Here is a 24,113-nt window from a genome sequence, read left to right as displayed (position 1 = left end):
CAGACGGTGAACACCAGGTGACGGCAGCGTGTCGTTGGCGCGGACGGAGGCGATATGGCGATGGCAGTGGCACACGCCGCGACAGCGCGTCTCGGCTCCCCGCGCAGGGCGCTCCGCATCACGCTGCGCGTGATCGGTATCGCAGCAGCAGCTGGTGCGGCCATCGGCGTCGTCGCCACGATGCTGTTCGCGGCGCTCGGTCTGACGCCACGGATCGTCGTGTCCGGCTCGATGGAGCCCGGTCTGCCGATCGGCAGCGTGGTGGTGTCGGAGCGTGTGGACGCGACGGCCGTGTCGGTCGGCGACGTCGTCACGACTGATCGCTTCAACGGGCCGGGCACCGTCACCCACCGCGTCGTGGATGTCTCCCCGGGCGGCGGCCAGACCGTGCTCACCCTCAAGGGCGACGCCAATGGCGGCGTGGATCGCGAGCCGTACGAGGTACGGGAGGTGGGCGTCATGCGCTTGGCGATTCCGTACGTCGGCCTGCCACAGCTCTGGGCGCAGGACCTGCTCGGCATCGATCCGCTCACCTGAAGTCGCGCGATCGGTGATCGACGCCGACGCGCAGATCTTCAAATCCGTCGGCGACGATGTTCACGACCCCCTCCGGCGACCGCTCGAGAATGCCGCGCGCGATGAGCGCTGGCGCATCGCGAACCAGGTGACGATAGCGCTTCCACGCTCCCGTGGAGCAGATGACGTTCACGAGACCGTGTTCGTCCTCGAGATTGAGGAAGGTCACGCCCGATGCGGTCGCAGGGCGTTGCCGGTGCGTGACGAGCCCCGCGACCTCGACGCGACGGCCCGACTCATGCGTGCGCAGCTCGGATGAGGTGAGCACACCGCGCGCATCGAGCGGCCCACGGAAGTGCGCGAGGGGGTGGTCGTCAGTCGAGACGCCGGTCGCCCACAGGTCGTTCGCGAGACGTTCGTAGCTCGAGGGATCCGAGAACAGCGGCGGCTGCACTGAGAGCGCCGTACCGTCGAGGACGTCCGGCCGGTCGTCGGCTGCGGCTCCCGCGAGCCACAGCGCCTCCCGCGTGCCGTGTCCGAACGGGGCGAGTGCGCCGGCCGTCGCGAGCGCCTCGAGCTGCTTCTCGGTGACCCCGGTGCGACGGACGAGGTCGTTCATCGATCGGAATGGCGCGCGGGAACGCTCCTCGACGATCCGCCGGGCGGTCCCCTCGCCGATGCCCGTGACGCCTGCCAGCCCGAGGCGGACGGCGAAGCGGCCGTCTCGCCGATGAGAGCCGGAGCGGTCCGGTGCGGTGCGGTCGAACACGGTCGGCGCGCCCTCGTGGTCGGCGAGACACGCGGCTCTCCCCGTCGTCTCCCGCGCGTCAGGCTCCGTCGGCTCGAGTGTCTCGGTGACGGAGGAGGCGACGATGTCAGGACGGAGTACCTCGACGCCGGCCCGCCGTGCGTCCGCGGTGAGCGTGGCGGGAGAGTAGAAGCCCATCGGCTGCGCCCGCAGCAGGCCGGCGAGGAACGCCGCCGGGTAATGCAGCTTGATCCAGGAACTCGCGTAGACGAGCAGCGCAAAGGAGAGCGAGTGGGATTCGGCGAAGCCGAAATTCGCGAATGCCTGGATCTGTTCGTAGATCCTCGCCGCATCCTCTTTCTCGATCCCGTTGCGCGCCATCCCATCGAACAGCTTCTGTCGCAGGGCGTCGATGCGCTCCCGGCCGCGTTTGGATCCCATCGCCCGCCGCAACAGATCGGCGTCTTCGCCCGTGCAGTCGCCGACCGCCATCGCCATCTGCATGAGCTGTTCTTGGAACACCGGGACGCCGAGGGTGCGCTTCAGGACGGGTTCGAGACGGGGGTGGGGATACGTGACGGCCTCAGCGCCCAGCTTTCGCCGCACAAAGGGGTGGACGGCGCCGCCCTGGATCGGGCCGGGGCGGATGAGAGCGATCTGGATGGCGAGATCGTAGAACGAGCGGGGCTGCAGGCGGGGGAGCAGCCCCATCTGTGCGCGTGACTCCACTTGGAAGACGCCGATCGAGTCGGCCCGGCAGAGCATGTCGTACACGGCCGGCTCCTCACGAGGCAGCTCACGCAGGTCGAAACTCTCTCCCGTCGCCTCCCGGATGAGATCGAAGCAGTGCTGCAGGGCGGCGAGCATCCCAAGCCCGAGCAGATCGAACTTCACCAGCCCCATCCAGGCCGCATCGTCCTTGTCCCATTGGATGACGGTGCGTCCCGGCATCCGGGCATGCTCGATCGGGACGACCTCGCCGACGGGGCGGTCGGTGAGCACCATGCCGCCGGAGTGGATCCCGAGGTGGCGGGGCGCCCCCATGATCTCGGCGGCGTACGAGAGCACCTGCGGGGGGATGCTGTGGCCGGCACTCGACTCGATCGACGCACCCCAGCGCTCGACCTGGCGCGCCCAAGCGTCCTGCTGGCCGGGGGAGAAGCCGAGGGCGCGGGCGACGTCGCGCACGGCGTTCTTCGGTCGATACTGGATGACGTTCGCCACCTGCGCGGCGCGATCGCGACCGTACGTCTCGTAGACGTACTGGATGATCTCTTCGCGCCGGTCGCTGTCGAAGTCAACATCGATATCGGGTTCTTCGTCGCGCATCGCCGAGAGGAAACGTTCGAACGGCAGTCGGAAGAAGATCGCGTCGACGGCGGTGATGCCGAGCAGGTAGCAGACGGCGCTGTTCGCGGCGGATCCGCGGCCCTGACAGAGAATGCCGCGCCGGCTTGCTTCGGCGACGATGTCGTTGACGATGAGGAAATAGCCGGGGAAGTCCTTCTGCTCGATGACGTCGAGTTCATGCGCGATGCGGTCGCGATCCTCGTCCCGCAGCGTCGGGTACCGGTCCGGGACGGCGCTCCAGACGAGCTCGCGCAGGTACGACATCGGGGTGTACCCGTCCGGAACGTGCTGCCGCGGGAGCGCGGGTCGGGCCGAACGGAGGGGGAACGCGAGCTGATCGGCGAGACGCGCCGACGCCTCGACTGCACCGGGGTAGCGCGCGAACAGGCGAGCCATCTCATCGCCGGATCGCAGATGGGCGCGATTCGTCGCGGGGAGCCAGCCGTCGAGGTCGTCCATGCTGCGCGTGGCCCGGATCGCCGCGACCGCCTGGGCGAGCGGCGCTTTCGCCGGCCGGGAGTAGTGCACGTTCCCGGTCGCGATGAGCGGCAGCCCCAGGCGCTCCGCGAGATCGGCGAGGAGGTCATTGCGACGATCGTCTGCGGGGTCGCCGTGGTGGGTGATCTCGACGTGCACGTGATCGCGTCCGAACAGGTCGATGAGTCGCCGCAGCTCGCGTTCTGCCGCGCTTGGCGAGTCGTGTGCGGCAAGCGCCCGGCCGACGGCTCCCTTGCGGCATCCCGTGAGGACCTCCCACGCGCCGCCCGCCTCGTGCGCGAGATCGTCGAGATCGTAGAGGGGGCGGCCACGCTCTCCGCCGCGCAACTGTGCGCGCGTGATGGCGCGAGAGAGGCGGTGGTACCCCTCCTCGCCGCGCGCGAGCACGAGCAGGTGCTGGCCCTGCGGATCCGGGTGCCCTTTCTGCGGCGCGGTGAGGTCGAGTGAGAGCTCGGCGCCGTAGACCGTCTTCAGCGACGTGTGCTCGGCTGCCTCGGCGAAGCGCACGGCACCGTAGAAACCGTCGTGATCGGTGAGGGCGAGTGCCTCCAGTCCCAGCTGTTCCGCCTCTTCGACGAGTTCTTCCGGTGACGAGGCTCCGTCGAGGAAGGAGAAGGACGAGTGTGCGTGCAGTTCGGCGTAACGAGTGCGGTTTCGTTGGCGGACGAGCTGCGGCGGTTCGTAGGCTCCCCGCTTGCGGCTCCACGCAGGGCTATCGCTGCCGTCGGCGTCGGAGGGTGCGGCGGTCGGGCGGCGCCCGCTGAGGGTGCGTTCGAGCTCGTGCCAGGAGATCGGAGGGTTGTTGAAGCCCATCAGGCATACCTCCCTTCGAGGTGCCAGGTTTCGTCTTCGAGGACGGCGAGCCACGCGGAGCGGCGATCGTCGACCAGCTGAAAGCGGTGTGTCCGGCGTGCGCGCTGCGGGTCCCAGCCGCGTTCGACGAGCGGCCAGGGACCGGCCCACGAGATGATGCCGCGCCCGTCGATCCGGGCAGGGTCTGCGGAGACGAACCCGCGTTCGTCGACCGTGACGATCGTGCCGTCTGCGGCGGTCACGCTCACGCGGTGCGGGTCGCGATACACCTCGGAGGGCAGCGGCGGGGGAAGCGCCCCCGGCCAGGGGAGGTCACGGGAACGGGAGGGCACGGCGGCCTCACCCCAGGGGACGAGTTCCTCGCGATCGGCCGGGGTCCGTCCGCCGCCGAGTGCAGGCGTCAGCACGCCGCGGTGCCCGAGCAGCGTCTGCACGCGAGACATCGCGTGGTGCGAGCGTTCGTCGGGCCCCTGCCCGATCAGCGCGGGCTGATGCGACGCGGCATCGTCGACGGCGTCGGGCTCGATGACGATGCGCGAGACGCCGCCGGTGAATGCCGTTTCGCCGGGTGCAGGCTGCAGCTGCCAGCGCACCCGGTCGACGACGCTCGTCGCGTCGAAGCTCGCCGGGTGTTGCCACACTCGTTCGCTGCGTTCGTCGCGGTCGGTCTCGAGCGTGATGCGTACCGCCGTGCACACGAGGGACTGCGCGCCGATGCCGTCACAGAAGGTCTCGGCCGTCTGACGCACAGCGAATGCCACCTGATCGGCGATCTCGAGCGGCGGCTCGAGATCGAGCACGCGGGCCGTCTCGGGAGGCGGGGTGCGGGGGGTGACGGTGCGCGAATCGCGTCCGGACGCGAGCGCCTGCAACCAGGATCCGCGTACCCCGAGTCGTTCGTGCACGCGCGCGGCGGGAATCGCGGCGAACTCGCCGAGGGTCTGTACGCCGAGCCGAGCGAGCAGGAGTGCGAGCTCCCGGTCGCCGAGCGAGAGGGCGGGGAGCGGCGAGAGGAAGTCGGAAGCGCCTCCGGGGGGAACGAGGGTGACCGGCTCGCCGGAGGGTGCTCGCGCCGCCTGCTCTGCCGTGAACAGTCCATCGGCGACCCCGGCGCGGGCGGTGAGGCCGATGTCGGCGAGGGAGCGCAGGAGGGATTCGGCGGCCTGTTGCTCTCCGCCGTAGAAGCGTGCCGGGCCGCGGGCGCGGATTGCGGCGAGGCCGGGACGGAGGGGCTGCACGCCGGGGACGAGTTCTTCGAGGTGCGTCAGGACGTCGTGGAACGCTCTGCTGTCGCGGGCCTCGTCATGGGGGAGGAGTCGCAGCTGCGCGCATGCTCCCTGCGCGTCGCGCCGTCGCTGTCCCTTCGTCACGCCGTCCGCGCGCGCTGCCGCGGAACAGGCGACGACCTGGCCGTCGTGGATGATCGCGAGCGGACCGTCGGCGTGCACGCGATTGGCGGCGGACACCTCGCGCGCCTGTGTGCGCAGGAAGGCCGTGATGGGCCAGTCGGGGAACCACAGTACGATCGTGCGCTCGGGGAAGGGCGTCATGCGCTCACCGCCGTGAGGTGGCCACGCTGCGTGGGGATGCTGGCCGACGGGAGCGATTCGACTCCGCCCGTCGGACCGGGCAGGAGCAGTCGTACGCGACGCGCGACGGGGCTGATTCGGCCTGAGGCCGCGACCGTGACGACCCGTGAGCTGAGGGCCCCGTGTCCGCTGCCGATTCCGCGCCACTCGGGTTCGCCCATGGTGAAGGACAGGTCAGCGCCCGGCCAGGGGCCGATCGCGAGGAGCGCGCTGCCACGTTCGCGCAGCCGCGCGGAGAGGCGCGCGGTCTCCGCCGGCGCTGCGGTGCGAGGAATCCGGGCGGCGACGAGGGGGAAGACGTCGGCAGCGGCGGAGATCGTCTGTCGCCACCTGTCGCCCGGTCTCGGGATGTGGGCCAGCCGATTCGGGGCCACGCCGTAGCCCTCTGCGGCCTCGAAGGAGAGGTCGGGAAGGCCGATGAACGCGCACCACGCGCCGTCGCGCGAGGCGGAGCCGAGGAGGGCGAAGAGCAGCGCGGGGGAGTCGGGGAGCGCGTAGGCGGCGCCCGGGCGCAGCCCACCGGAGGGGAGGAGAGGCGCCAGGGCGTCATCGACCGGCAGCGCATCGGGTTCTGCCGTGCGCCGCTGCATCCGACTGATCTCCGCGCGTAGCCGCGTGATGTCGGACAGCTGCTCGTATGCTGCCATCGCCACACCCCCAGGATAGAAACTATGTTCGAATATGCCAAGTGGCACTCGAACACTAGTTCGAACCCCCGACACGAGAACCCACCGCCGTGCCGCCACGTCGCCCTGCGTCGCCTCCGCGAGGGCGCGCCCGACCGCGCGCCCGTTCGAGAGTGCTTTCCTGCCCCGTTTTCACGTGGAAAGGGCGTGTCGACACTCGCGAACAGGGATGGAGTGTTCACCGCGCACCGGCGTGACGGCGCCGCGGTGCACGTCGGCACTCGCGAAGGTGTGGCCTGTGGATAACCTCTGCGACGAAGGGCGCGCTCTGCGAGGGTCGTCGCATGAACCCGCGATTCGCGCTTCCCGATCAGCTCGGCGAGGCATTCTCGGTGCGCGCGGCGCGCGAAGCGGGCGTCAGCGAGAAGCGACTCCGCGGACCACAATTCGAGGTTCCCTTCCGTGGAGTGCGATCGCGTCCCGTCGCGGCGGCGTTTCCCACGACTGCCGAAGCCGAACGCGACGACGCGTGGCGACGGATCCGCGCGTACAGCCAGATCATGCCCGAGCACGCATTCTTCGTCGGTCCGACGGCCGCGCTCATCGGCGGCGTTCCGCTGCCAACCGGCTTGCACCGAGACCTCTACGTCGGAGTCGAGTTCCCCCGCACTCCGCCCCGCCGTGCGGGAGTCCGTGGTCGACGGGTCAGCACGTCCGGGCATACCGTGACCGTCTCTGGCCTCCGCGTCGCCGACCCGATCCTGACGTGGGCGACACTCGGTGAGCACCTCGGCGAGTACGACCTCGTCGCGGCGACGGACCACATCATTCGAGTACCGCGGTCTCCTGGCGGGCTCGTGCGGCTCACGCGCACCCGACCGTATGCGACCCGCGAGCGACTCGAACAGATCCTCCTGGCCAATCGATGGCGCGCGGCGCCGAAGCTGCGTCGAGCGCTTGCCCGGGCGCGGACGGGCGCGTCGTCCCGTCCTGAGACGTGGACGCGGCTCCTCATCGTCGATGCTGGTCTGCCGGAGCCCGTGCTCGATCACGACATCTTCGACGAACGCGGCACCTTCGTCGCGTGTGGCGATATGGCGTATCCGCATCTCAAGGTGCTCATCGAATACGAGGGGGATGGGCACCGGGAGCGTGCCCAGTTTGAGCGCGACATCGACCGCTATTCGGACGTGATGGAGCTCGACTGGCGCGCGGTCCGTCTCACGTCGGCGCACGTCTTCCGCGCGCAGAGCGAGGTGGTACGGCGGGTCTGCGCCGCCGCGGCCTTCCGAACGCCGATCGGATGACCGCATCACGCGGTCACGTTGCGTCGCTCGTGCCGCTCATCTGTCTCGACGCCGTCGGGCCAGGTCCGCTCATGTGGCGTGGCGAATGAGAAGATCGCCGAATGCGACGAACCGCTCTCGTGATCCGGATGCCTCGCGTGGACGCCATTGTCGGCGCCCAGCGCGGCAGGTTGGCGAGCGACGCGCCCCTGGGCGTCCCTGCCCACTTCACGGTGCTCTTTCCCTTCATGCCGCTCGACGAGATCGATGACGATGTGCGGCGGCACTTGTCCGTCGCGCTCGAAGCCATTGCCCCATTCTCAGTTGAGTTGGCCCGCACCGCATGGTTCGGCGACGCTGTGCTGTGGCTCGCGCCGACATCGGACGCGTCGCTTCGTGCTGTGATCGAGGCCGTCGAGGGCATGTTCCCGTCGCTTCGCCCATACGGCGGGGCGTATGACGAGACGATCCCGCACCTCACGATCGGCGACGGAAAGCCACGCAGCGTGCTCGCCGAAGCGGAAGCAGCCGTGGCCAGGTTGTTGCCCATCACCGATCACGCCGATGCGGTGACGTTGCTCGCCGAGCGTTCAAATGGAACATGGCGCCCCATCGACGTCTTCCCCCTCGGTGGATAGCGCTCGCGTTCACCACCTCCGCGAGTGCCCATCTGCCCTTCCACCGCCTGGAAAGGGCGCGTAGGCACTCGCGACCGCGTCGAGAGGCGGTCCCGCACTCGCGGACGCCCACCGCGCGCACCGGCGCCCACCGGTGCCCGCGCGCGGGCCCTTGCGTTAGGACAGGAGACCGAGGCGCTCGAGGCGCTTGGCGAGACCGGCGCCGTCGACCGACGAGACCCAGGGAACGCCCGCCGCCGAGTGGTCGTCGACCGACATGCGGCCCCCCGCGAGCACGGCTTCCGCGGCGGTCAGACGGCGGATCGCGACGCCTGCGACGGACGAGGGATGCTCGGCGGTGAACGTCGTGTAGATCTCATCGTCGTGCTGGCCGTCGTCGCCGATGAGCAGCCAGGTGATCTGCGGGAACTCCTGGGCGAGCCGCCGGAGGTTCGACTCCTTGTGGGCGCGTCCACTGCGGAACCACCGGTCGTGCGTGGGGCCCCAGTCGGTGAGCAGCATCGAGCCGCGCGGGAACAGGTTGCGGTGCAGGAACCGGTTGAGCGTCGGCGCGACGTTCCACGCGCCCGTGGAGAGATAGATCATCGGCGCCCCGGGATTCTCGCGCATGAGCCGATCGAGGAGCACCGCCATGCCGGGGACGGGCTGACGTGCGTGTTCGTTGACGACGAACGAGTTCCATGCCGCGAGCAGCGGACGGGGGAGCGCCGTCACCATCACCGTGTCGTCGACGTCGCTGACGACGCCGAAGCGCACGTCTGGATCCACGATGAACGCGTGGGCCTCGACGCTCGAGCCCTCGACGGTCATCTGAAACGGCTGCCATCCCGGCGGCAGATGGGCTGGCAGAGTCACGTCGATCACGCCGCCGCGGTCGGCGACCACGTTGTGCGTGTTGTCACCGATCGTGACCGTCACGGTCGCGTATCCGACGGCGATCCCGACGAATGAGCGCCACCCGCGCACGCTGTCGCCGCGCCTCTTCGACCGCACGGAAGGCAGGATCAGAACGCGCCCGACGACACGCACCCACCCATCGCCGCCGTAGCCGGGGAACGGAAGGACGGTCGGCGTGCGCCCGCGCTTGCGCGCCATACGCTCACGCCATGCATGGAAGCGGCGTTCGAAGCGTGCGATCCACAGGATTTTGCGGGCGGGATCGTGTGCGGGCTGCGCTGGTCGGGATGCCATCGCGCTCAGTCTTTCATGTGCCGGCGCTCGAACCAGCCCAACAGCTTCTTTCCGGCGAAGACGAGCAGCAGTCCGGCGACGATGATGCCGATGAAGGCGTAACCGGCCCAGTGGGCGCTGCCCGCGAGCTCTCGGTAAGTTTCGGCGGCGCCTGCGGCGATCGAGATGTAGATGGCGGACCACAGCACGCACGCGGGTATCGTCCAGGCCACGAACTTGCGGTACGGGTATCCCGACATGCCCACGGTGAGCGGCACGACGGAGTGCAGCACCGGAAGGAAACGCGACAGGAAGATCGCGATCCCCCCTCGCCTCTGCAGATAGGTCTCGGCGCGGTCCCAGTTGCGGCGCCCGATCCAACGGCCCAGGCGCGACTCGCGTAGCCACGGTCCGGCCCAACGCCCGATCGCGTAGCCGATGCTCTCGCCCGCGAACGCCCCCGCGACGACGAACGCACCGAGGATCAACGCCTCGGGGACCGAGGTGACGCCGGTTGCCGCGACGATCACGATCGTGTCGCCGGGCACGATGAGTCCGATCAGCACGCTCGTCTCGAGCATGATTGCGATGCTGGCGATGAGGATCCGCAGCCACGGCGCGACGCTCTGCACGACGTCGAGAATCGTGGACAGGACCTCGTTCAGCACGTTGTCGATCCTACGGCGGAGATGCTGAGGAGCGCGCGGTAACCTGGAACCATTCGTTTCCTCGCGCGCTCGCTCGCGCGATTCCCTCATCGATTGGCTTCCTTCGACGTGTCAGAGCCCACCGCCCCCGAGACCAGCGCCGCCGAGAGCGACCGGATCCACGAGATCCAGCAGAAGTGGCAGCAGTACTGGGAAGAGCACGGCACCTTCCACGCGGGCGGATCCGCCGACGACCGGCCACGCAAGTACGTGCTCGCGATGTTCCCGTACCCCTCGGGCGACATGCACATGGGGCACGCCGAGAATTACCTGTACAGCGACATCGTGGCCCGATTCTGGCGTCACCGCGGCTACAACGTGTTGCACCCGATCGGCTGGGATTCGTTCGGCCTCCCCGCCGAGAACGCGGCGATCCAGCGCGGTGCGGATCCCCGCGAGTGGACGTACGACAACATCGCGCAACAGCGCACGAGCCTGAAGCGCTACGGATCGTCGTTCGACTGGTCGCGCGTGCTGCACACGTCGGATCCCGAGTACTACGAGTGGAATCAGTGGCTGTTCCAGCAGCTGTACGACAGAGACCTCGCCTATCGCAAGGAGAGCCCGGTCAACTGGTGCCCGAACGACCAGACGGTGCTCGCGAACGAGCAGGTCGTCGATGGCGAGTGCGATCGCTGCGGTGCCGCGGTCATCAAGCGAAAGCTGACGCAGTGGTACTTCAAGATCACCGACTATGCCGACCGCTTGCTCGACGACCTCAACCAGCTCGAGGGCGCCTGGCCGAGCAAGGTGCTGCAGATGCAGCGCAACTGGATCGGCCGTTCGATCGGCGCCGACATCGACTTCGTCATCGAGGGCCGTACCGAGCCGGTGACGGTGTTCTCCACGCGTCCGGACACGCTGTACGGCGCGACGTTCATGGTGGTCGCACCCGACAGCGACCTCGCCGCCGAGCTGGTCGCCGACGCGTCACCCGAGACGAAGACGCGGTTCGATGAGTACCTGACGCGAACGCAGAAGCAGACTGAGATCGAGCGGCAGTCCGTCGACCGGGAGAAGACGGGCGTTCCGCTCGACCGCTTTGCAATCAACCCCGTCAACGGCGAGCGGCTGCCCATCTGGGCGGCCGACTACGTGCTCGCGGACTACGGACACGGTGCCGTCATGGCCGTCCCCGCCCACGACCAGCGTGACCTCGATTTCGCGCGCACTTTCGACCTCCCGGTGCGCGTCGTCGTCGACACGACCGCTCCCGTCACCGGCGTCGTCCCCGTCATCGAGACCGATGCCGACGGCGCTGCGATCGACCCGGATCCGCTGCCCGACCCCGTCGTGACGGGCGAGGCGCTCGCGGGCGAGGGCCGGATGATCAACTCGGGCGAGATCAACGGCCTGTCGAAGCGCAACGCCATCGCGCGCGTCACCGAGATCCTCGAGGCCAAGGGCGCGGGCCGCGCCGCGAAGCAGTTCCGCCTGCGCGACTGGCTCATCTCCCGCCAGCGTTTCTGGGGCACGCCGATCCCCATGGTGCACACGGAGGACGGCCGCATCGAGAAGGTCCCGGCGGAGCAGCTCCCGGTGACGCTCCCGGTGGCCAAGGACATCGATCTCACGCCGAAGGGCACCTCGCCGCTCGGCGGTGCGACCGAGTGGGTCACTACGACCACAGCCTCCGGCGAGCCGGCGCGCCGCGACCCCGACACGATGGACACGTTCGTCGACAGCTCGTGGTACTTCCTGCGCTTCCTGTCGGCGCGTGACGAGACGGTCGCATTCGACCCGGCCGAGGCGCGACGCTGGGCGCCCGTCGACACGTACATCGGCGGCGTCGAGCACGCGATCCTCCACCTGCTGTACGCGCGGTTCATCACCAAGGTGCTGTTCGACATGGGCCTCGTCGACTTCACGGAACCGTTCTCGAGCCTGATCAACCAGGGCATGGTGCTCCTCGACGGGGCGAAGATGTCGAAGTCGAAGGGCAACCTCGTCTCGGTGTCCGAGCAGCTCGACGAGCACGGATCCGACGCGGTTCGGGTCGCGCTCGCATTCGCCGGTCCCGTAGAGGACGACAAGGACTGGAAGGACGTGCACACCGCGGGGGCGAAGAAGTTCCTCGCGCGGGCGATGCGCGCTGCCGAGGACGTCGCGAGCGCTCCGGGCGTCGACTTCTCGACGGGTGACGAGGCGCTCCGGCGCGTCACGCACCGCGTGCTGGCCGACGCGCCAGGCATGATCGAGCAGACGAAGTTCAACGTCGTCGTCGCTCGGCTGATGGAGCTCGTCAACGCGATCCGAAAGACGATCGACCAGGGCGCGGGCGGAGCGGATCCGGCCGTGCGCGAGGCCGTCGAGACGGTCGCGGTGGTGCTGGACTTGTTCGCCCCGCACACGGCGGAGGAAGTGTGGCACCGCCTTGGCTTCGAACCGTCCGTCGGGCTGGCTCCGTGGCGTGAGGCGGATCCCGCACTGCTCGTCGAGGACACCGTCACGGCGGTCGTGCAGGTCAATGGCAAGGTCCGCTCGCAGCTCGAGGTCTCGGCGACGATCGATCCCGAGGAGCTCGAGCAGCTCGCTCGCGCGGATGAGAAGGTGCAGCGCTTCGTCGGCGACGGACAGATCGTCAAGGCCATCGTGCGGGCGCCGAAGATCGTCAGCCTCGTCGTGAAGTAACGAGCCGACACCGCGCGGCGACACGCGCGGTGTCGGCTCGTCCACAAGCAGAGATCTCCGCCCGTTCTCTGAGGATCCGGGAGCGGGCGCCCCCGCGCGTGCGCGGTCGGTGCCTAGCCTCGCGGCATGTCGGATCTCGATGCCTACCGCCGCGCATCCCCTCGCGCGCGGCTGGGAGTGGGGGCGGCGATCGTCCTCGTGCTCGTGGCCCTCGCGGCAACGGTGGGCATCGGGATCTGGCGGTCAGCGGCAGCTCCCGCCCAGCCGGTCCCGCCCCAACCGATCGTCACGGATACCCCGGCATCGGCCGCCGTCGCGGGGGAGCTGTATATCCACGTCTCCGGCGCCGTCGAGCGTCCGGGGCTCTACGTCGTCGCCGCCGATGCACGCGTGATCGACGCCGTATCGGCGGCGGGTGGGCTGACCGATGACGCGGCCGGGGAAGGGGTCAATCTCGCGCGGCCCGTGACCGACGGCGAACAGCTCGTCGTGCCGCGTGAGGGAGAGGAACCCTCGGCTCCCGGCCCCGACACGTCACCCCTGATCGACCTCAACACCGCAGACGCCGCGACTCTCGAGACCCTCACGGGGGTCGGCCCGGCGCTCGCATCGCGCATCATCGACTGGCGCGAGACCGAGGGTCCGTTCGGATCCGTGGAGGACCTGCTTGCGGTCTCGGGGATCGGCCCGAGCGTCTTGGGGTCGGTGCGCGATCAGGTGACGGTGTGAGCGTGCCGTCAGCGAGCGCGGCGATGCTGTCGCGGGCGACCGACGCCGAGAGCCGGGTGTCGCGGCTTCCCGCATCGCGCGACCTACGGCTTCTGCCGGTGGCGATCGCGACCTGGGCGGGGGCTCTCGCGTCGATCCTGTGGCCCGACGCTGCGTTCGCGATCGCCGGCGGCGCGTGGGCGTCCGCGGTGGGTCTCCTCATCCTCGTCAGCGGGCGACGCGGCTGCCGGAGGCCAGGGCCGCGCGTCAGACGGGCTGCGTTCCCTCGCGTGCGTGCACCTCGCCCGCATTCGAGCCGCCGAAAACCTCCTCGACCGCGGATCCGTTCGCCCGATTCGTTCCGCGGACCGAGCACGCGTCCGCCGCACGGGATCGCGTCGCGCGCCGCCCTTATCGCCGTCGCGTGCGCAGCGGTGGGCACGGTCGCGGCGCACGTCGCCGCGGCGCAGCCGGGGCGCGAGGCCGCACGCCAAGCTCTCGACACCGCCGCGGTCGAGGTCGTCGTGGAGGTCGCGACGAAGGTCGAGCAGACACCGTGGGGCACGCGCTTCGCGGGAAGCGCCCGCACATCTGCGGGCGAAGCACCCGTCACGGTCCAGTGGCGTGGCGATGACCCGCCCATCGGCCTCGACCTCGGCGCGCGCGTCGTCATCACGGGCGAAGCCGAGGCATCGGGTCCGGGCGAGGCGGCCGTCGCGACGGTGTTCGCCGACGAGGTGAGCGTCACGGAGTCGCCGGCGCACGTCTTTGGCGTCGCGAGCTCCCTGCGCCGCGGCTTCGTGGCTGACGTCTCCAGCTCCCTCCCCGGGGCGGGAGGCGACCTGCTTCCGGGTCTCTCGGTGGGAGAGACGAGCGCTGTGACGCCGGAACTGGACGCCGCGATGAAGGCCTCGTCCCTGAGCCATCTGACCGCCGTCTCCGGCAGCAACTGCGCGCTCGTGGTCGGCCTCGCGTTCGCCGCGAGCGCCGCGTGCGGAGCGGGACGGCGCACCCGAGTCGTGATCGCTCTGGCGGTGCTGGGGCTGTTTGTGCTGCTCGTCACGCCGGAGGCAAGCGTCATCCGCGCGGCGACGATGTCCGCCATCGCGATGCTCGCGCTACTGCTCGGGCGACGAGGATCCGGCGTCGCGGTCCTGTCGCTCGCCGTCGTCGTGCTGCTGGCGATGGATCCGTGGCTCGCCGCCTCTTACGGCTTCCTGCTGTCCGCAAGTGCGACGGGAGCGCTTCTGCTCCTGACACCGCCTCTCGCGCGCGGTTTCGAGCGATGGATGCCCCGTGTGGTCGCGCTCGCGATCGCCGTTCCGCTCGCCGCCCAGCTGGTCTGCGGCCCGATCATCGCGCTCTTCGCTTCCGAGGTCGCGCTCTACGGCGTCGTCGCGAACATCGTGGCCGGCCCCGCCGCGCCAGCGGCTACCGTTCTCGGTCTCATCGCCTGCCTGGCGCAGCCCCTGCCGCTCCTGGCCTCGGGGACGGCGGCGCTCGCGTGGTTGCCGTCGGCGTGGGTTGCGCGCACGGCAGAGACGTTCGCCGGGCTGCCGTCGGCGCGACTCGGCTGGTGGGAAGGCGCGCTCGGAGGAGTGACGCTCGCGCTGGTGGGCGTCATCGTCACCGTCGCGATCGCCGGGCTCCCGGCGTCACGCGTCGGCGAGCGGTCACGTTCCCGATGGGTGCGGCTCGCCGTCATGGCGCAGCGTCTCAGTGCGGGTGCGGTCGCGCTCATCCTCGGCGTCGGTACGGGAACAGCGGCGTTGGGAGGAATCGCTGCGCCGCTCACGGCGCCCCGCGAGTGGAGCATCGCGTTGTGCGACGTCGGACAGGGAGATGCGATCGTCATCCGATCGGGGGCGCAGGTCGCGCTCATCGACACCGGGCCCGATGCGGCGGCGCTGCGACGGTGCCTGTCGCGGCTCGGGGTCGACAGCATCGACGTGGCGTTCATCACCCACTTCGACATGGACCACGCCGCGGGGCTTCCGGCGCTGGAGGGACGCGTTGCGACGATCGTGCACGGGCCGGCAGAACGGGAGGCCGATCTCGCCCCGGCCCGCGCCGCCGCCGACGACGTGCGCGCGGGACATGCGGGCATGCACGGCCGCGTGGGGGAGGCGTCGTGGCGGATCCTGTGGCCGGCGGGCGAGACGCGCGCGTTCCCGCCGGGAAACGACACCAGCCTCGTGCTCGAGATCGGTGGCGGCGCGGTGCCGCGAACGCTGCTGCTCGGAGACCTCGGCGCCGACGCACAGCGGATCCTGGTGGACGGAGGCACGGTCGCCGGCACGTTCGACGTCGTCAAGGTATCGCACCACGGCAGCCGCGACCAGTTCCCGGCGCTCTACGAGCGAATCCGGCCGCGTGTCGCACTCATCGGCGTGGGGGAGAACGACTACGGCCATCCGCACCCCGATGCGCTCGCCGTGCTCGCGCGATCCGGGGCGGTCGTCGCACGCAGCGATACGGATGGCCTCGTGCTGGTGAGCGACACCGAGCGCCTCGCCGTCTGGCGGGATGAGCCCCCGCCCTGACGCGGCGCGGCGGGCGGGCGCACCGTCGCGTGTCGGTGCGCCCGGCTACGCTGGAACCATGGCCGCGCGACGCACATCCGGATCTTCGAAGGCGACGGTCATTCCGCAGCTCGATTGGCGGGAACCCCGCCCCGCGCCCATTGTGCTCGTGTTCGGGCCCGAGGAGGTGCTGGCGGAGCGCGCGACGGCAGCGATCCGTGAGCGGCTGAAGGCCGACGATCCCGCGGTGGAGGTCTCCGACGTCCGCGCCGATGACTACACCGCGGGCACATTGCTCAATGTGACGTCCCCTTCGCTGTTCGGCGAGCCCCGTCTTGTACGGGTGGGCGGCGTCGAGAAGTGCACCGATGCGTTCCTGCAGGAGGCGCTCGCGTACCTCGATGCCCCGCAGGACGGCGCGACGCTCGTGCTGCGGCATACGGGCGCGAGCGTGCGGGGAAAGAAGCTCCTCGAGGCGGTCCGCGGGGGCACGGGCGGCGGGGTCGAGATCCCGTGCGTGGCGATCAAGCGTGACCGCGACCGCGAAGAGTTTGCGGCGGGGGAGTTCCGCCACGCGAACCGGCGCATCCGGCCGCAGGCGCTGCGCGCGCTCACCCAGGCCTTCTCCGGAGATGTGACGGAGCTCGCGGCCGCCTGCCAGCAGCTCATTCAGGACACCGAGGGCGACATCGACGAGAAGATCGTCGATCGCTACTATGGCGGTCGCGTCGAAACCACGGCGTTCGAGGTGGCCGACGCGGCGATCGCGGGCGACCACGGTCGTGCGCTCATCGCGCTGCGTCATGCACTCGATTCGGGCGCGGATCCGGTGCCGCTGGTCGCGGCGTTCGCGATGAAGCTGCGGACGATGGCGCGCGTCGGCGGTAAGCGCGGTCCGTCGCGACAGCTCGCGCGCGACCTCGGAATGCCGGACTGGCAGGTCGAGCGCGCACAGCGCGACCTCGCGGGGTGGACGGGCGGCACGCTCGGGCTCGCGATTCAGGCGGTCGCCCGTGCCGACGCCGAGGTCAAGGGCGCGTCCCGCGATGCGGTGTTCGCACTCGAGCGAATGGTGACGGTCGTCGCGACCCGCGCGCCGTTCGCCGCGACACGCTGACGCGACGGCCGGACACCGCGCCTGTCGCTGGTTCACGAGCCAACCGGATCCGCGCCCAGACATGCGAAAAGCCCGCCCCGAGGGGCGGGCTCGTCACGCGTGCGTCAGAGCGCGGCGATCTGCTTCGCCAGGGCGCCCTTGCGGTTCGCGGCCTGGTTCTTGTGAATCACGCCCTTCGACACGGCCTTGTCGAGCTTCTTCGAGGCCTTCGCGAAGGCGGTCTCAGCGGCGCCCTTATCGGCGGCGGCGATCGCGCGCCGCGTGGCGCGGACGAACGTCCGCAGCTCGCTCTTCACGATGCGGTTACGCTCGCGCGCCTTCTCGTTGGTCTTGTTGCGCTTGATCTGCGACTTGATGTTTGCCACGTTTATACAGGCTTTCGTTCTGGGTGTGCGTCGGAAGGTGTCGCCGGACAGTAGAGGGGCTGGCCGGAAACGTGTGCGGGCGTGGGAACCCGCACGCAAGCCAAGAAGCAATGTTACCAGGTGGCAGCTGAGCGCACGGCTTCCGCGATGGCCACGTCGATGACGGCGCTCATCACGCGCGGACGCATCGCGGTGATGAGGTGCGTGGTGCGCGGCACGACGATGAGCTCCGCGCCGGGCACGAGTCGCATGAAGGCACGCTCGTTCAGACGCAGCTGATCCCACTCGCCATTGACGAACCACACCGGGATATCCCGCTTCTGCAGGCGTGCGAGCGCGCGCGGAATTGCGAGCGAGGCGAGACTGGCGAGCGCCTCGTCCTCGGCGGCGAGGGCGTACCCACCCGCACCGAAGTCGCGGCGTGTCTCCGGCGGCAATTGCGCTGCGAGTGCGCGCCGGACGAACCACATTCCGTTTCCTGGAAGACGGCGCATGCCCGTGAGCAGCGCGCGATAGGCGGCGACTCCGGCTCCCAGGGGGAAGGACGTGGCACCAGCCGCAACGAACGCGCGCACCGGCGGAGCGTCGCCGGTGCGGCCGAGATACGCAGCCGAGAGGAGCGCGCCCATCGAATGCGTCGCGAGGACGACCGGGCCACGCTCCGCTGCACGGAGTACCGCGCGATCGATAGTCGCGAGCGCCTCGTCGACAGACCAGGGCTCTCCCATGCGCGACCCGTGACCGGGCAGATCCACCGCTTCTGCCGCGATACCGCGCTCCTGCAGGTGCACGACCTGCGCGCGCCACATGGTCGCCGACGTGCGGATGCCGTGCACGAACACGAGCTGAGGGTCCATGGCTCCACGATACGAAAGCGGGGCCGGTGCACGATGCACCGACCCCGCGTTCAGGAACGGGCGATTACTCAGCAGCCCACCCGAAGTTCTCCACCGGCTGGATGCCGAAGAGGTCCAGGCCCGTGTAGGGCTCGGGGGTGAGGTTCGCCAGGCCGTTCTTGACCGTGCTGATCGACGGACCCGAGTACAGCGGGAAGATGCCCCACGTCTCAGCCATGATCTCGGCCTCGAGCTCCATCGCGGCCGGGATCTGCTCCTCGGCCGTCGGCAGCGCCTCGACCTCGTGAATCCGCTCGTCGATCGACTCGTCCATCGTGCTGGACAGGTTCAGCTGGTTGTTGCCGTCGGAGTAGCAGTAGAGCTGGCACATCCACATCACGCCGAAAGCGTCAGACGAGCTGAAGCCGAGCATGACGATGTCCCAGTCCTTCGACGTCAGCACGTCGGAGAACTCGTTCGCGGCGCGCTGGTCGACCTGCAGGTCGAAGCCGATCTGCTTGAGCTGCTGCTGAACGACGCGCACGCGCGCCTCGGCGATCGGGTCGTCGCCGAAGTTCGGCAGCGTGCCCTCGAAGCGCACACCATCGCGGGTGCGGACCTCGTCGTCGCCCATCTCCCAGCCGGCCTCGTCGAGGATGGCGTTGGCCTCTTCGACGTTGAACTCCCAGCCGGCGTTCGACAGCGCGTCCTCGTAGCCGTCCTGGAACGGGTAGAGGTTGAACGAACCTGCGGGCTCCTCGGTGTAGCCCAGGCCGTCCCAGACGACGTCGGTGATCTGCTCGCGGTCGATCGCCATCATGACGGCCTTGCGCGTCTCGAGATCAGTGAACTGCTCGCGCTCGGCGTTCAGCTCGAGGAGGTTCGTCGCCGTGCGCGCCGCACGGTAGGTGGTGACGTCGTCCATGTCCGCGACCTGCTCGAGGCGGTCGGCGGTGCCGGTGGCGACCTGGTCGATCTCACCTGCACGGAAGGCGTTCATCGCCGCCGTGGGCTCCATCACGCGGAACGTGACCGAGTCGAGCATCGGCTCGTCGCCCCACCACTTCTCATTCGGCACGAAGGTGGCGACGCCGCCATCGAGATCCATCGTCTCGATCTTGTACGGACCGGCGCCCCAGTCGGGGTTCGCCTCCTCGACGTATGCCGTGTTGAACTTCTCAGCCGAGTCGACCGCGGGGTGCGTGACGTTGAAGAACAGTGCGTCGACCCATGCGAAGGTGCCGTCGAAGGTGACGACCGCCTGCTTGTCGGTCTCGCCCGCCTCGACGGAGGCGATGTTGCGGTAGCCCTCCGTGCTGTTCGGTGCGTAGTCGTCCTGGCTGCGGTTGGCGATCCAGGTGTTCTCGATCGTCTTCCAGTCCATCGGCGTGCCGTCATTGAACTCGGCCTCATCGGTGAACGTGAGAGTGAGGACGGTGTTGTCGTCGACCGTCTCGACCGTCTTGTCGGAGATGTACGCCGGGTTCGGGTACGCCTCGCCCTCGGGCGTCGAGAGGATGATCTGCGGGTTGTACCACGTCCAGATCATCTGCGTGTCGACCGCGCCGTCTCCGTGCATGGCGTTCATCTGCTCGGTGAGCTCGCCGATCGGGAGCGTGACGTCGCCGCCCTGCTGCATCTCCTCGCGGGGAACGGGGTTGTAGTCGGCACCCGTGATGCCTTCCGCCTGGCCTTGCTCGGCCGAGCCTCCGCCGTTGTCGGTGTTACCGTCGTCGGTGCCACCGCCGCACGCCGTGAGAACCAGCGAGAAGCTCGCCACAAGTGCGGCGGCCCCCAGCCACTTCTTCTGCTTACTCATTGGTGCTCCTTCCGCGCTTTCGCGCTTGTTAGGGATCAAAAGGGGGAGATTACCGGTAGTGGCACGCGTTGGTGTGAACACCCTCACGGCCCGTCAGCTGTGGAACCTCACCCTCGCAGCGAGCCTGGCTCGCCGTATCAAGAGTCTGATACAGCGGGCACCTGCTCACGAAGGGACAGCCCGAAATCTTGTCGGTCGGGCTGGGTAGATCCCCCGTCAGGACAATGCGCTCTCGTGTGCGTTCCACATGAGGGTCCGGGACGGGGATGGCAGACAGCAGCGCCTGCGTGTACGGGTGCTGCGGGTCGTCGAAGACGGCATCGACGTCCCCGAGCTCGACGAACTGGCCGAGATACATCACGGCGACGCGGTCGGCGAGGTGTCGGACGACGGAGAGATCGTGCGCGACGAAGAGATAGGAGATGCCGAGCTTCGCCTTGAGTTCGTCGAGCAGGTTGATGACGCCGGCCTGGATCGAGACGTCGAGTGCCGAGACCGGTTCGTCGAGCACCAGCAGGCGCGGCTCGGTCGCGAGCGCGCGGGCGATGCCGATGCGCTGGCGCTGGCCGCCCGAGAACGCCTGGGGGAACCGGTCGCCGTGCGCGGGATTCAGGCCGACGAGGTTCATCAGCTCGTCCACGCGCTCGTGCGTGCGTTCCTTGCCCGCGCGAATCGTGCGCAACGGCTCCGCGATGATGTCGAAGACCGTCATGCGCGGGTCGAGCGCGCCCATCGGATCCTGGAACACGATCTGGATGTCGCGCCGGATCTTGCGCTCCTGGCGACGCGAGCGGATATCGGCGACGCTCGTGCCATTGATGACGATGTCGCCCTCGTGCTGCTTCGCGAACTCCATGATCTCGAGCAGCGTGGTCGTCTTGCCGGATCCGGATTCGCCCACAATCGCGAGCGTCTCGCCTTCGCGGATGTCGAACGAGACGTTCTTGACGGCGTGGACCTCGCCGACCTTTCGCTTGGCGAGCGCGCCCTTCAGAAGCGGGAAGGTCTTCGTCAGGTTCTCGACCCGCAGCGTCTCGGTCCGCTCCTCGCGCGGACGCGCGGCCAGCGGGCTCTCCGGGATTGCGGGCGGGGGATAGACGGGGGAACCGTCGATTTCGCCGTTGCGGATCTCGTCGGTACGAATGCACGCTGCGACGTGATCGGATCCGCCCTCGTCGACGGGCAGGAGCTTCGGCTCGCCCTGTCGGCACGCCGCGACCGCGATGGGGCATCGGTCGACGAAGGGGCACTCATCAGGCAGGTCGATCAACAGGGGCGGGTTGCCCTTGATCGGGATGAGCGGTTCCTTCTCCTTCTTGTCGACGCGCGGAATCGCGCCGAGGAGGCCGATCGAATAGGGCATCCGCGTGTCGCCGAAGAGGTTGTCGACCGGAGCGTGCTCGACCGGCTTGCCGGCGTACATCACGAGGACGTCGTCCGCGACGGAAGCGACCACGCCCATGTCGTGCGTGATCATCATGACGGCGGCGCCCGTCTCCCTCTGCCCCTTCTTGATGACGTCGAGAATCTGGGCCTGGATCGTCACGTCGAGAGCCGTTGTCGGCTCGTCGGCGATGATGAGCTTCGGGTCGTTCGCGATCGCGATCGCGATGACGACGCGCTGGCGCATGCCGCCGGAGAACTCGTGCGGGAAGCTGCGCATGCGCGCCTCGGCGTTCGGAATGCCGACCGTCTTCAGCAGCTCGATGCCGCGCGCCCAGGCTTTCTGACGCGAGACGCCGCGGTGGGCGGTGATCGCCTCGACGAGCTGGTCGCCGATCGTGAACACGGGCGTGAGTGAGGTCAACGGATCCTGGAAGATCATCGACAGACCGTTGCCGCGGATCCGCGACATCTGCTTGTCGGACTTGCCGAGCAGCTCCTGGCCATCGAACATCACGGATCCGCCGATGCGGGCGTTCTCATCGAGGAGGCCCATGATCGCGAGCGACGTGACGGACTTGCCGGAGCCGGACTCGCCGACGATGCCGATCGTCTTGCCGGGGTGCAGGTCGAAGCTCACGCCGCGCACGGCATCGACGCGGCCGGCCTCGCTCGCGAAGGAGACCGTGAGGTCGTTGACGGAGAGAATCGGATCGGTCATGCTCGGCCTCCCGCGGACGAAGTCGGGTCAAGGGCGTCGCGCAGGCCATCGGCGACGAACGCCATGGACACCGTCAGCAGCGTCAGGATCGCACCGGGGAACAGGAAGATCCACGGGGCGGAGGTGATGATGGTCGCGCCGGCCGCGATGAGCGTACCCAGGGAGATGTCGGGGATCTGCACACCGAACCCGAGGAAGGACAGGCTGGTCTCGGCGTTGACGGCGGTGACGAGCCCGAGGGTGAAGTTGATAATGAGCAGCGACGCCATGTTCGGGAGCATGTGACGCAGCACGATCTGGAAGCTGCCCACGCCCATGTAGCGGGCCGCCTGCACGTACTCGCTCTCGCGAATCGACAGGGACAGCGTCCACACGGTACGAGCCAGCACCATCCAGCCGATGAGGATCAGCATGAGGGCGAGCACGAGCCATTCACCGCCGGACCCGACGGTCACCAACGCGACGATGAGGAAGCCGGGAACGGCCATCATGAAGTGGATCACCCAGAGGATCACGCGTTCCGACCAACCGCCGAAGTACGCGGCGGCCGCACCGAGGACCGCAGAGATTACGGTGGTGCCCGTGGACACGGTGAGGGCAATGAGCAGCGAACGGCGCAGTCCCTCGACGGTCATCGCGTAGAGGTCGTTGCCGGCGCCGGTCGTGCCGAACCAGTGCTCGGAGCTCGGGGGATCCGACAGCGCGAAGAAATCGAGCTCGACGTGGTCCCACTTCTGGAACAGCGAGCCGAACAGGGCGAACAGCACGAGTGCCACGAAGATGCCCAGGCCGATCGTGGCGGGGACGTTGCGGAAGAAGCGGCGCGTGTAGAGCCGCGTCTTCGACATCGGCTTCGAGCGCTGCATTTCAGAGGTTTCGGTGGTCGTCATGTCAATTCACCCGCACTCGTGGGTCGAGGGCGACGACGGCGATGTCGGCGAGCAGCGCGCCGATCGCCGTGAGGAACGCGCCGAACGCCGCGATCGCGACGGTGCCGTGGACGTCGCTCGAGCCGATGGTCTGGACCAGGTACTCACCGAGGCCGTGCCAGGCGAAGATCGCTTCCGACAGCACGGCGCCGAGGAAGACCGTGGGGATCGTGAAGGCGATCTGGGTCGCGATCGGGATCAGCGAGGTGCGGAGCGCGTGGCGACGGATCGCGGTGCGCTTGGTGAGACCCTTGGCGCGGGCCGTGCGCACGTAGTCGGCGTTGATGTTGTCGAGCAGCAGCGCGCGCTGCAGGAAGTGTGTCGTCGCATAGCCGACGAGCGACATCGCGAGCGTCGGGAGGATCAGCCGGTGCAGAGTGTCGAGCACAACCTCCCACCAGTGATCGAGTCCGACGCCGGTGGGCCCCGTCACGTAGAAGATGCGCGTGCCGACGACATCATTGAGCCAGATCGCGATGAGGACGAACCCGAGGGCGGCGACGACCGGGGGGATGTTCATCGTGATGGTCGACGTGAAGTGTCCGATGCGGTCGGCGACCTTGTACTGCCGGTTGGCGGTGTACACGCCGAGCGCGATCCCGGCGACGGTCGTGATGACGGTGGCGCCCGTGACGAACTCCGCCGAGATCCACATCCGGTAGGCCATCTGACCGTTGACGCTGCCGCCCGTGGGGGAGACGCCCCAGTCCCAGCGGAGGAGGACGCCCGTGAGCCAGGTCCACCAGCGTTCGAGCAGAGGCACCGAGTCGCTGAGGTTTCGAGGCTCAAGGAGTGCGGTGATCTGGTCCGGGGACAGGGGCGGACGCCGACCGACGTAATTGCTGCGTGGATCCATGAAGTTCCACGCCAAGAAATACGTAATGTTGGTCGACACCACGATGATCACTAGCCACGAAACGACGCGGCGAGTCAGATATCGGAACAAGGTGTCAGTTGGCTTTCTCAGAGGAGCACAGGCTGAGAGGTGACTCTAACCCGCACTCGGGCGCCTCCGCCACAGTGGGTGCCCGTGGCGATAAAGCGTTATCAATCTGTGTTGGTTTCTACGTTTCTTTCGTATGAGTGCCTGCTGGCTGAGCAGACTGCTCACCGGCTTCGTTGCTGGTCCGTTCTAGTGTGC

General features: G+C 68.8%; 18 protein-coding genes. 7 read left to right on the top strand and 11 right to left on the bottom strand.

Annotated elements, in window-relative coordinates:
* Nucleotides 1–60 precede the first annotated feature (60 nt).
* Nucleotides 61–537: a signal peptidase I gene (locus IEW87_RS10265; protein WP_188712127.1), complete on the top strand. Its 477-nt coding sequence runs from the start codon at nt 61–63 to the stop codon at nt 535–537.
* Here the strand turns inward: IEW87_RS10265 and IEW87_RS10260 are convergent.
* From IEW87_RS10260 to imuA', 3 genes are read right to left on the bottom strand one after another with little or no spacing between them, the layout of a single operon-like run.
* Nucleotides 530–3,925: an error-prone DNA polymerase gene (locus tag IEW87_RS10260; RefSeq protein ID WP_188712126.1), complete on the bottom strand. Its 3,396-nt coding sequence runs from the start codon at nt 3,923–3,925 to the stop codon at nt 530–532. The genes IEW87_RS10265 and IEW87_RS10260 overlap by 8 nt on opposite strands.
* Nucleotides 3,925–5,475 carry a DNA polymerase Y family protein gene (locus IEW87_RS10255; RefSeq protein WP_188712125.1) on the bottom strand — a complete coding sequence of 517 codons (1,551 nt, stop codon included), beginning with the start codon at nt 5,473–5,475 and terminating at the stop codon, nt 3,925–3,927. The genes IEW87_RS10260 and IEW87_RS10255 overlap by 1 nt, the downstream gene beginning before the upstream one ends.
* Nucleotides 5,472–6,161 carry a DnaE2-dependent mutagenesis accessory factor ImuA' gene (gene imuA', locus IEW87_RS10250; RefSeq protein WP_505712400.1) on the bottom strand — a complete coding sequence of 230 codons (690 nt, stop codon included), beginning with the start codon at nt 6,159–6,161 and terminating at the stop codon, nt 5,472–5,474. Before imuA' ends, IEW87_RS10255 begins: the two co-directional genes overlap by 4 nt.
* A gap of 323 nt (nt 6,162–6,484) precedes the next feature.
* On the opposite strand from imuA', the gene IEW87_RS10245 reads away from it, so the two are divergent.
* Entirely contained in the window at nt 6,485–7,447 is a 963-nt protein-coding gene (locus IEW87_RS10245) for a putative endonuclease domain-containing protein (protein WP_188712123.1), read from the top strand.
* Nucleotides 7,448–7,548: 101 nt separating this feature from the next.
* Nucleotides 7,549–8,064, top strand: a complete 516-nt coding sequence (locus IEW87_RS10240; protein ID WP_188712122.1) for a 2'-5' RNA ligase family protein — start codon at nt 7,549–7,551, stop codon at nt 8,062–8,064.
* A gap of 156 nt (nt 8,065–8,220) precedes the next feature.
* On the opposite strand, the gene IEW87_RS10235 is transcribed toward IEW87_RS10240, so the two are convergent.
* Both IEW87_RS10235 and IEW87_RS10230 read right to left on the bottom strand, forming a co-directional pair.
* Nucleotides 8,221–9,255, bottom strand: coding sequence for an App1 family protein phosphatidate phosphatase (locus IEW87_RS10235; protein ID WP_188712121.1), 1,035 nt, complete (start codon nt 9,253–9,255; stop codon nt 8,221–8,223).
* Between the two features lie 5 nt (nt 9,256–9,260).
* Nucleotides 9,261–9,899 (bottom strand): DedA family protein, encoded by a 639-nt coding sequence (locus IEW87_RS10230; protein ID WP_188712748.1) that lies wholly within the window; start codon nt 9,897–9,899, stop codon nt 9,261–9,263.
* Between the two features lie 111 nt (nt 9,900–10,010).
* On the opposite strand from IEW87_RS10230, the gene leuS reads away from it, so the two are divergent.
* The 4 genes from leuS (at nt 10,011) to holA (ending at nt 16,919) form a co-directional block, all read left to right on the top strand.
* Nucleotides 10,011–12,572, top strand: a complete 2,562-nt coding sequence (gene leuS / locus IEW87_RS10225; protein ID WP_188712120.1) for a leucine--tRNA ligase — start codon at nt 10,011–10,013, stop codon at nt 12,570–12,572.
* 126 nt (nt 12,573–12,698) lie between these two features.
* Entirely contained in the window at nt 12,699–13,301 is a 603-nt protein-coding gene (locus IEW87_RS10220; RefSeq protein ID WP_188712119.1) for a ComEA family DNA-binding protein, read from the top strand.
* Between the two features lie 2 nt (nt 13,302–13,303).
* A complete protein-coding gene (locus IEW87_RS10215; RefSeq protein ID WP_188712118.1) occupies nt 13,304–15,823 on the top strand; it encodes a ComEC/Rec2 family competence protein in 2,520 nt (839 codons plus the stop codon).
* A gap of 58 nt (nt 15,824–15,881) precedes the next feature.
* A complete protein-coding gene (holA, locus tag IEW87_RS10210; RefSeq protein ID WP_188712117.1) occupies nt 15,882–16,919 on the top strand; it encodes a DNA polymerase III subunit delta in 1,038 nt (345 codons plus the stop codon).
* A gap of 104 nt (nt 16,920–17,023) precedes the next feature.
* Here the strand turns inward: holA and rpsT are convergent, their stop codons facing one another.
* The 6 genes from rpsT to IEW87_RS10180 form a co-directional block, all read right to left on the bottom strand.
* Nucleotides 17,024–17,284 (bottom strand): 30S ribosomal protein S20, encoded by a 261-nt coding sequence (gene rpsT, locus IEW87_RS10205; RefSeq protein WP_188712116.1) that lies wholly within the window; start codon nt 17,282–17,284, stop codon nt 17,024–17,026.
* Nucleotides 17,285–17,397: 113 nt separating this feature from the next.
* Nucleotides 17,398–18,141 carry an alpha/beta fold hydrolase gene (locus tag IEW87_RS10200; protein WP_188712115.1) on the bottom strand — a complete coding sequence of 248 codons (744 nt, stop codon included), beginning with the start codon at nt 18,139–18,141 and terminating at the stop codon, nt 17,398–17,400.
* 64 nt (nt 18,142–18,205) lie between these two features.
* The gene (locus tag IEW87_RS10195; RefSeq protein ID WP_188712114.1) at nt 18,206–19,939 is read right to left on the bottom strand and encodes an ABC transporter family substrate-binding protein; all 1,734 of its coding nucleotides are present in this window, start codon (nt 19,937–19,939) and stop codon (nt 18,206–18,208) included.
* A 49-nt stretch (nt 19,940–19,988) separates the two neighbouring features.
* Nucleotides 19,989–22,043: an ABC transporter ATP-binding protein gene (locus IEW87_RS10190; RefSeq protein WP_188712113.1), complete on the bottom strand. Its 2,055-nt coding sequence runs from the start codon at nt 22,041–22,043 to the stop codon at nt 19,989–19,991.
* Complete coding sequence (locus tag IEW87_RS10185; RefSeq protein WP_188712112.1) at nt 22,040–22,933, bottom strand: ABC transporter permease; 894 nt, start codon at nt 22,931–22,933, stop codon at nt 22,040–22,042. The genes IEW87_RS10190 and IEW87_RS10185 overlap by 4 nt, the downstream gene beginning before the upstream one ends.
* Before the next feature lies 1 nt (nt 22,934).
* Nucleotides 22,935–23,867: an ABC transporter permease gene (locus IEW87_RS10180; protein WP_229731083.1), complete on the bottom strand. Its 933-nt coding sequence runs from the start codon at nt 23,865–23,867 to the stop codon at nt 22,935–22,937.
* Nucleotides 23,868–24,113: the final 246 nt, after the last annotated feature.

Source organism: Microbacterium faecale, assembly GCF_014640975.1.
Classification (GTDB): domain Bacteria; phylum Actinomycetota; class Actinomycetes; order Actinomycetales; family Microbacteriaceae; genus Microbacterium; species Microbacterium faecale.
This window is presented reverse-complemented; position numbering and strand designations above follow the sequence as displayed.

Coding starts and splice junctions, on each gene's coding strand:
- IEW87_RS10265 (WP_188712127.1), top strand. CDS start 61: ATGGCAGTGGCACACGCCGCGACAGCGCGTCTCGGCTCCCCGCGCAGG.
- IEW87_RS10260 (WP_188712126.1), bottom strand. CDS start 3,925: ATGGGCTTCAACAACCCTCCGATCTCCTGGCACGAGCTCGAACGCACC.
- IEW87_RS10255 (WP_188712125.1), bottom strand. CDS start 5,475: ATGACGCCCTTCCCCGAGCGCACGATCGTACTGTGGTTCCCCGACTGG.
- imuA' (WP_505712400.1), bottom strand. CDS start 6,161: ATGGCAGCATACGAGCAGCTGTCCGACATCACGCGGCTACGCGCGGAG.
- IEW87_RS10245 (WP_188712123.1), top strand. CDS start 6,485: ATGAACCCGCGATTCGCGCTTCCCGATCAGCTCGGCGAGGCATTCTCG.
- IEW87_RS10240 (WP_188712122.1), top strand. CDS start 7,549: ATGCGACGAACCGCTCTCGTGATCCGGATGCCTCGCGTGGACGCCATT.
- IEW87_RS10235 (WP_188712121.1), bottom strand. CDS start 9,255: ATGGCATCCCGACCAGCGCAGCCCGCACACGATCCCGCCCGCAAAATC.
- IEW87_RS10220 (WP_188712119.1), top strand. CDS start 12,699: ATGTCGGATCTCGATGCCTACCGCCGCGCATCCCCTCGCGCGCGGCTG.
- holA (WP_188712117.1), top strand. CDS start 15,882: ATGGCCGCGCGACGCACATCCGGATCTTCGAAGGCGACGGTCATTCCG.
- IEW87_RS10200 (WP_188712115.1), bottom strand. CDS start 18,141: ATGGACCCTCAGCTCGTGTTCGTGCACGGCATCCGCACGTCGGCGACC.
- IEW87_RS10195 (WP_188712114.1), bottom strand. CDS start 19,939: ATGAGTAAGCAGAAGAAGTGGCTGGGGGCCGCCGCACTTGTGGCGAGC.
- IEW87_RS10190 (WP_188712113.1), bottom strand. CDS start 22,043: ATGACCGATCCGATTCTCTCCGTCAACGACCTCACGGTCTCCTTCGCG.
- IEW87_RS10185 (WP_188712112.1), bottom strand. CDS start 22,933: ATGACGACCACCGAAACCTCTGAAATGCAGCGCTCGAAGCCGATGTCG.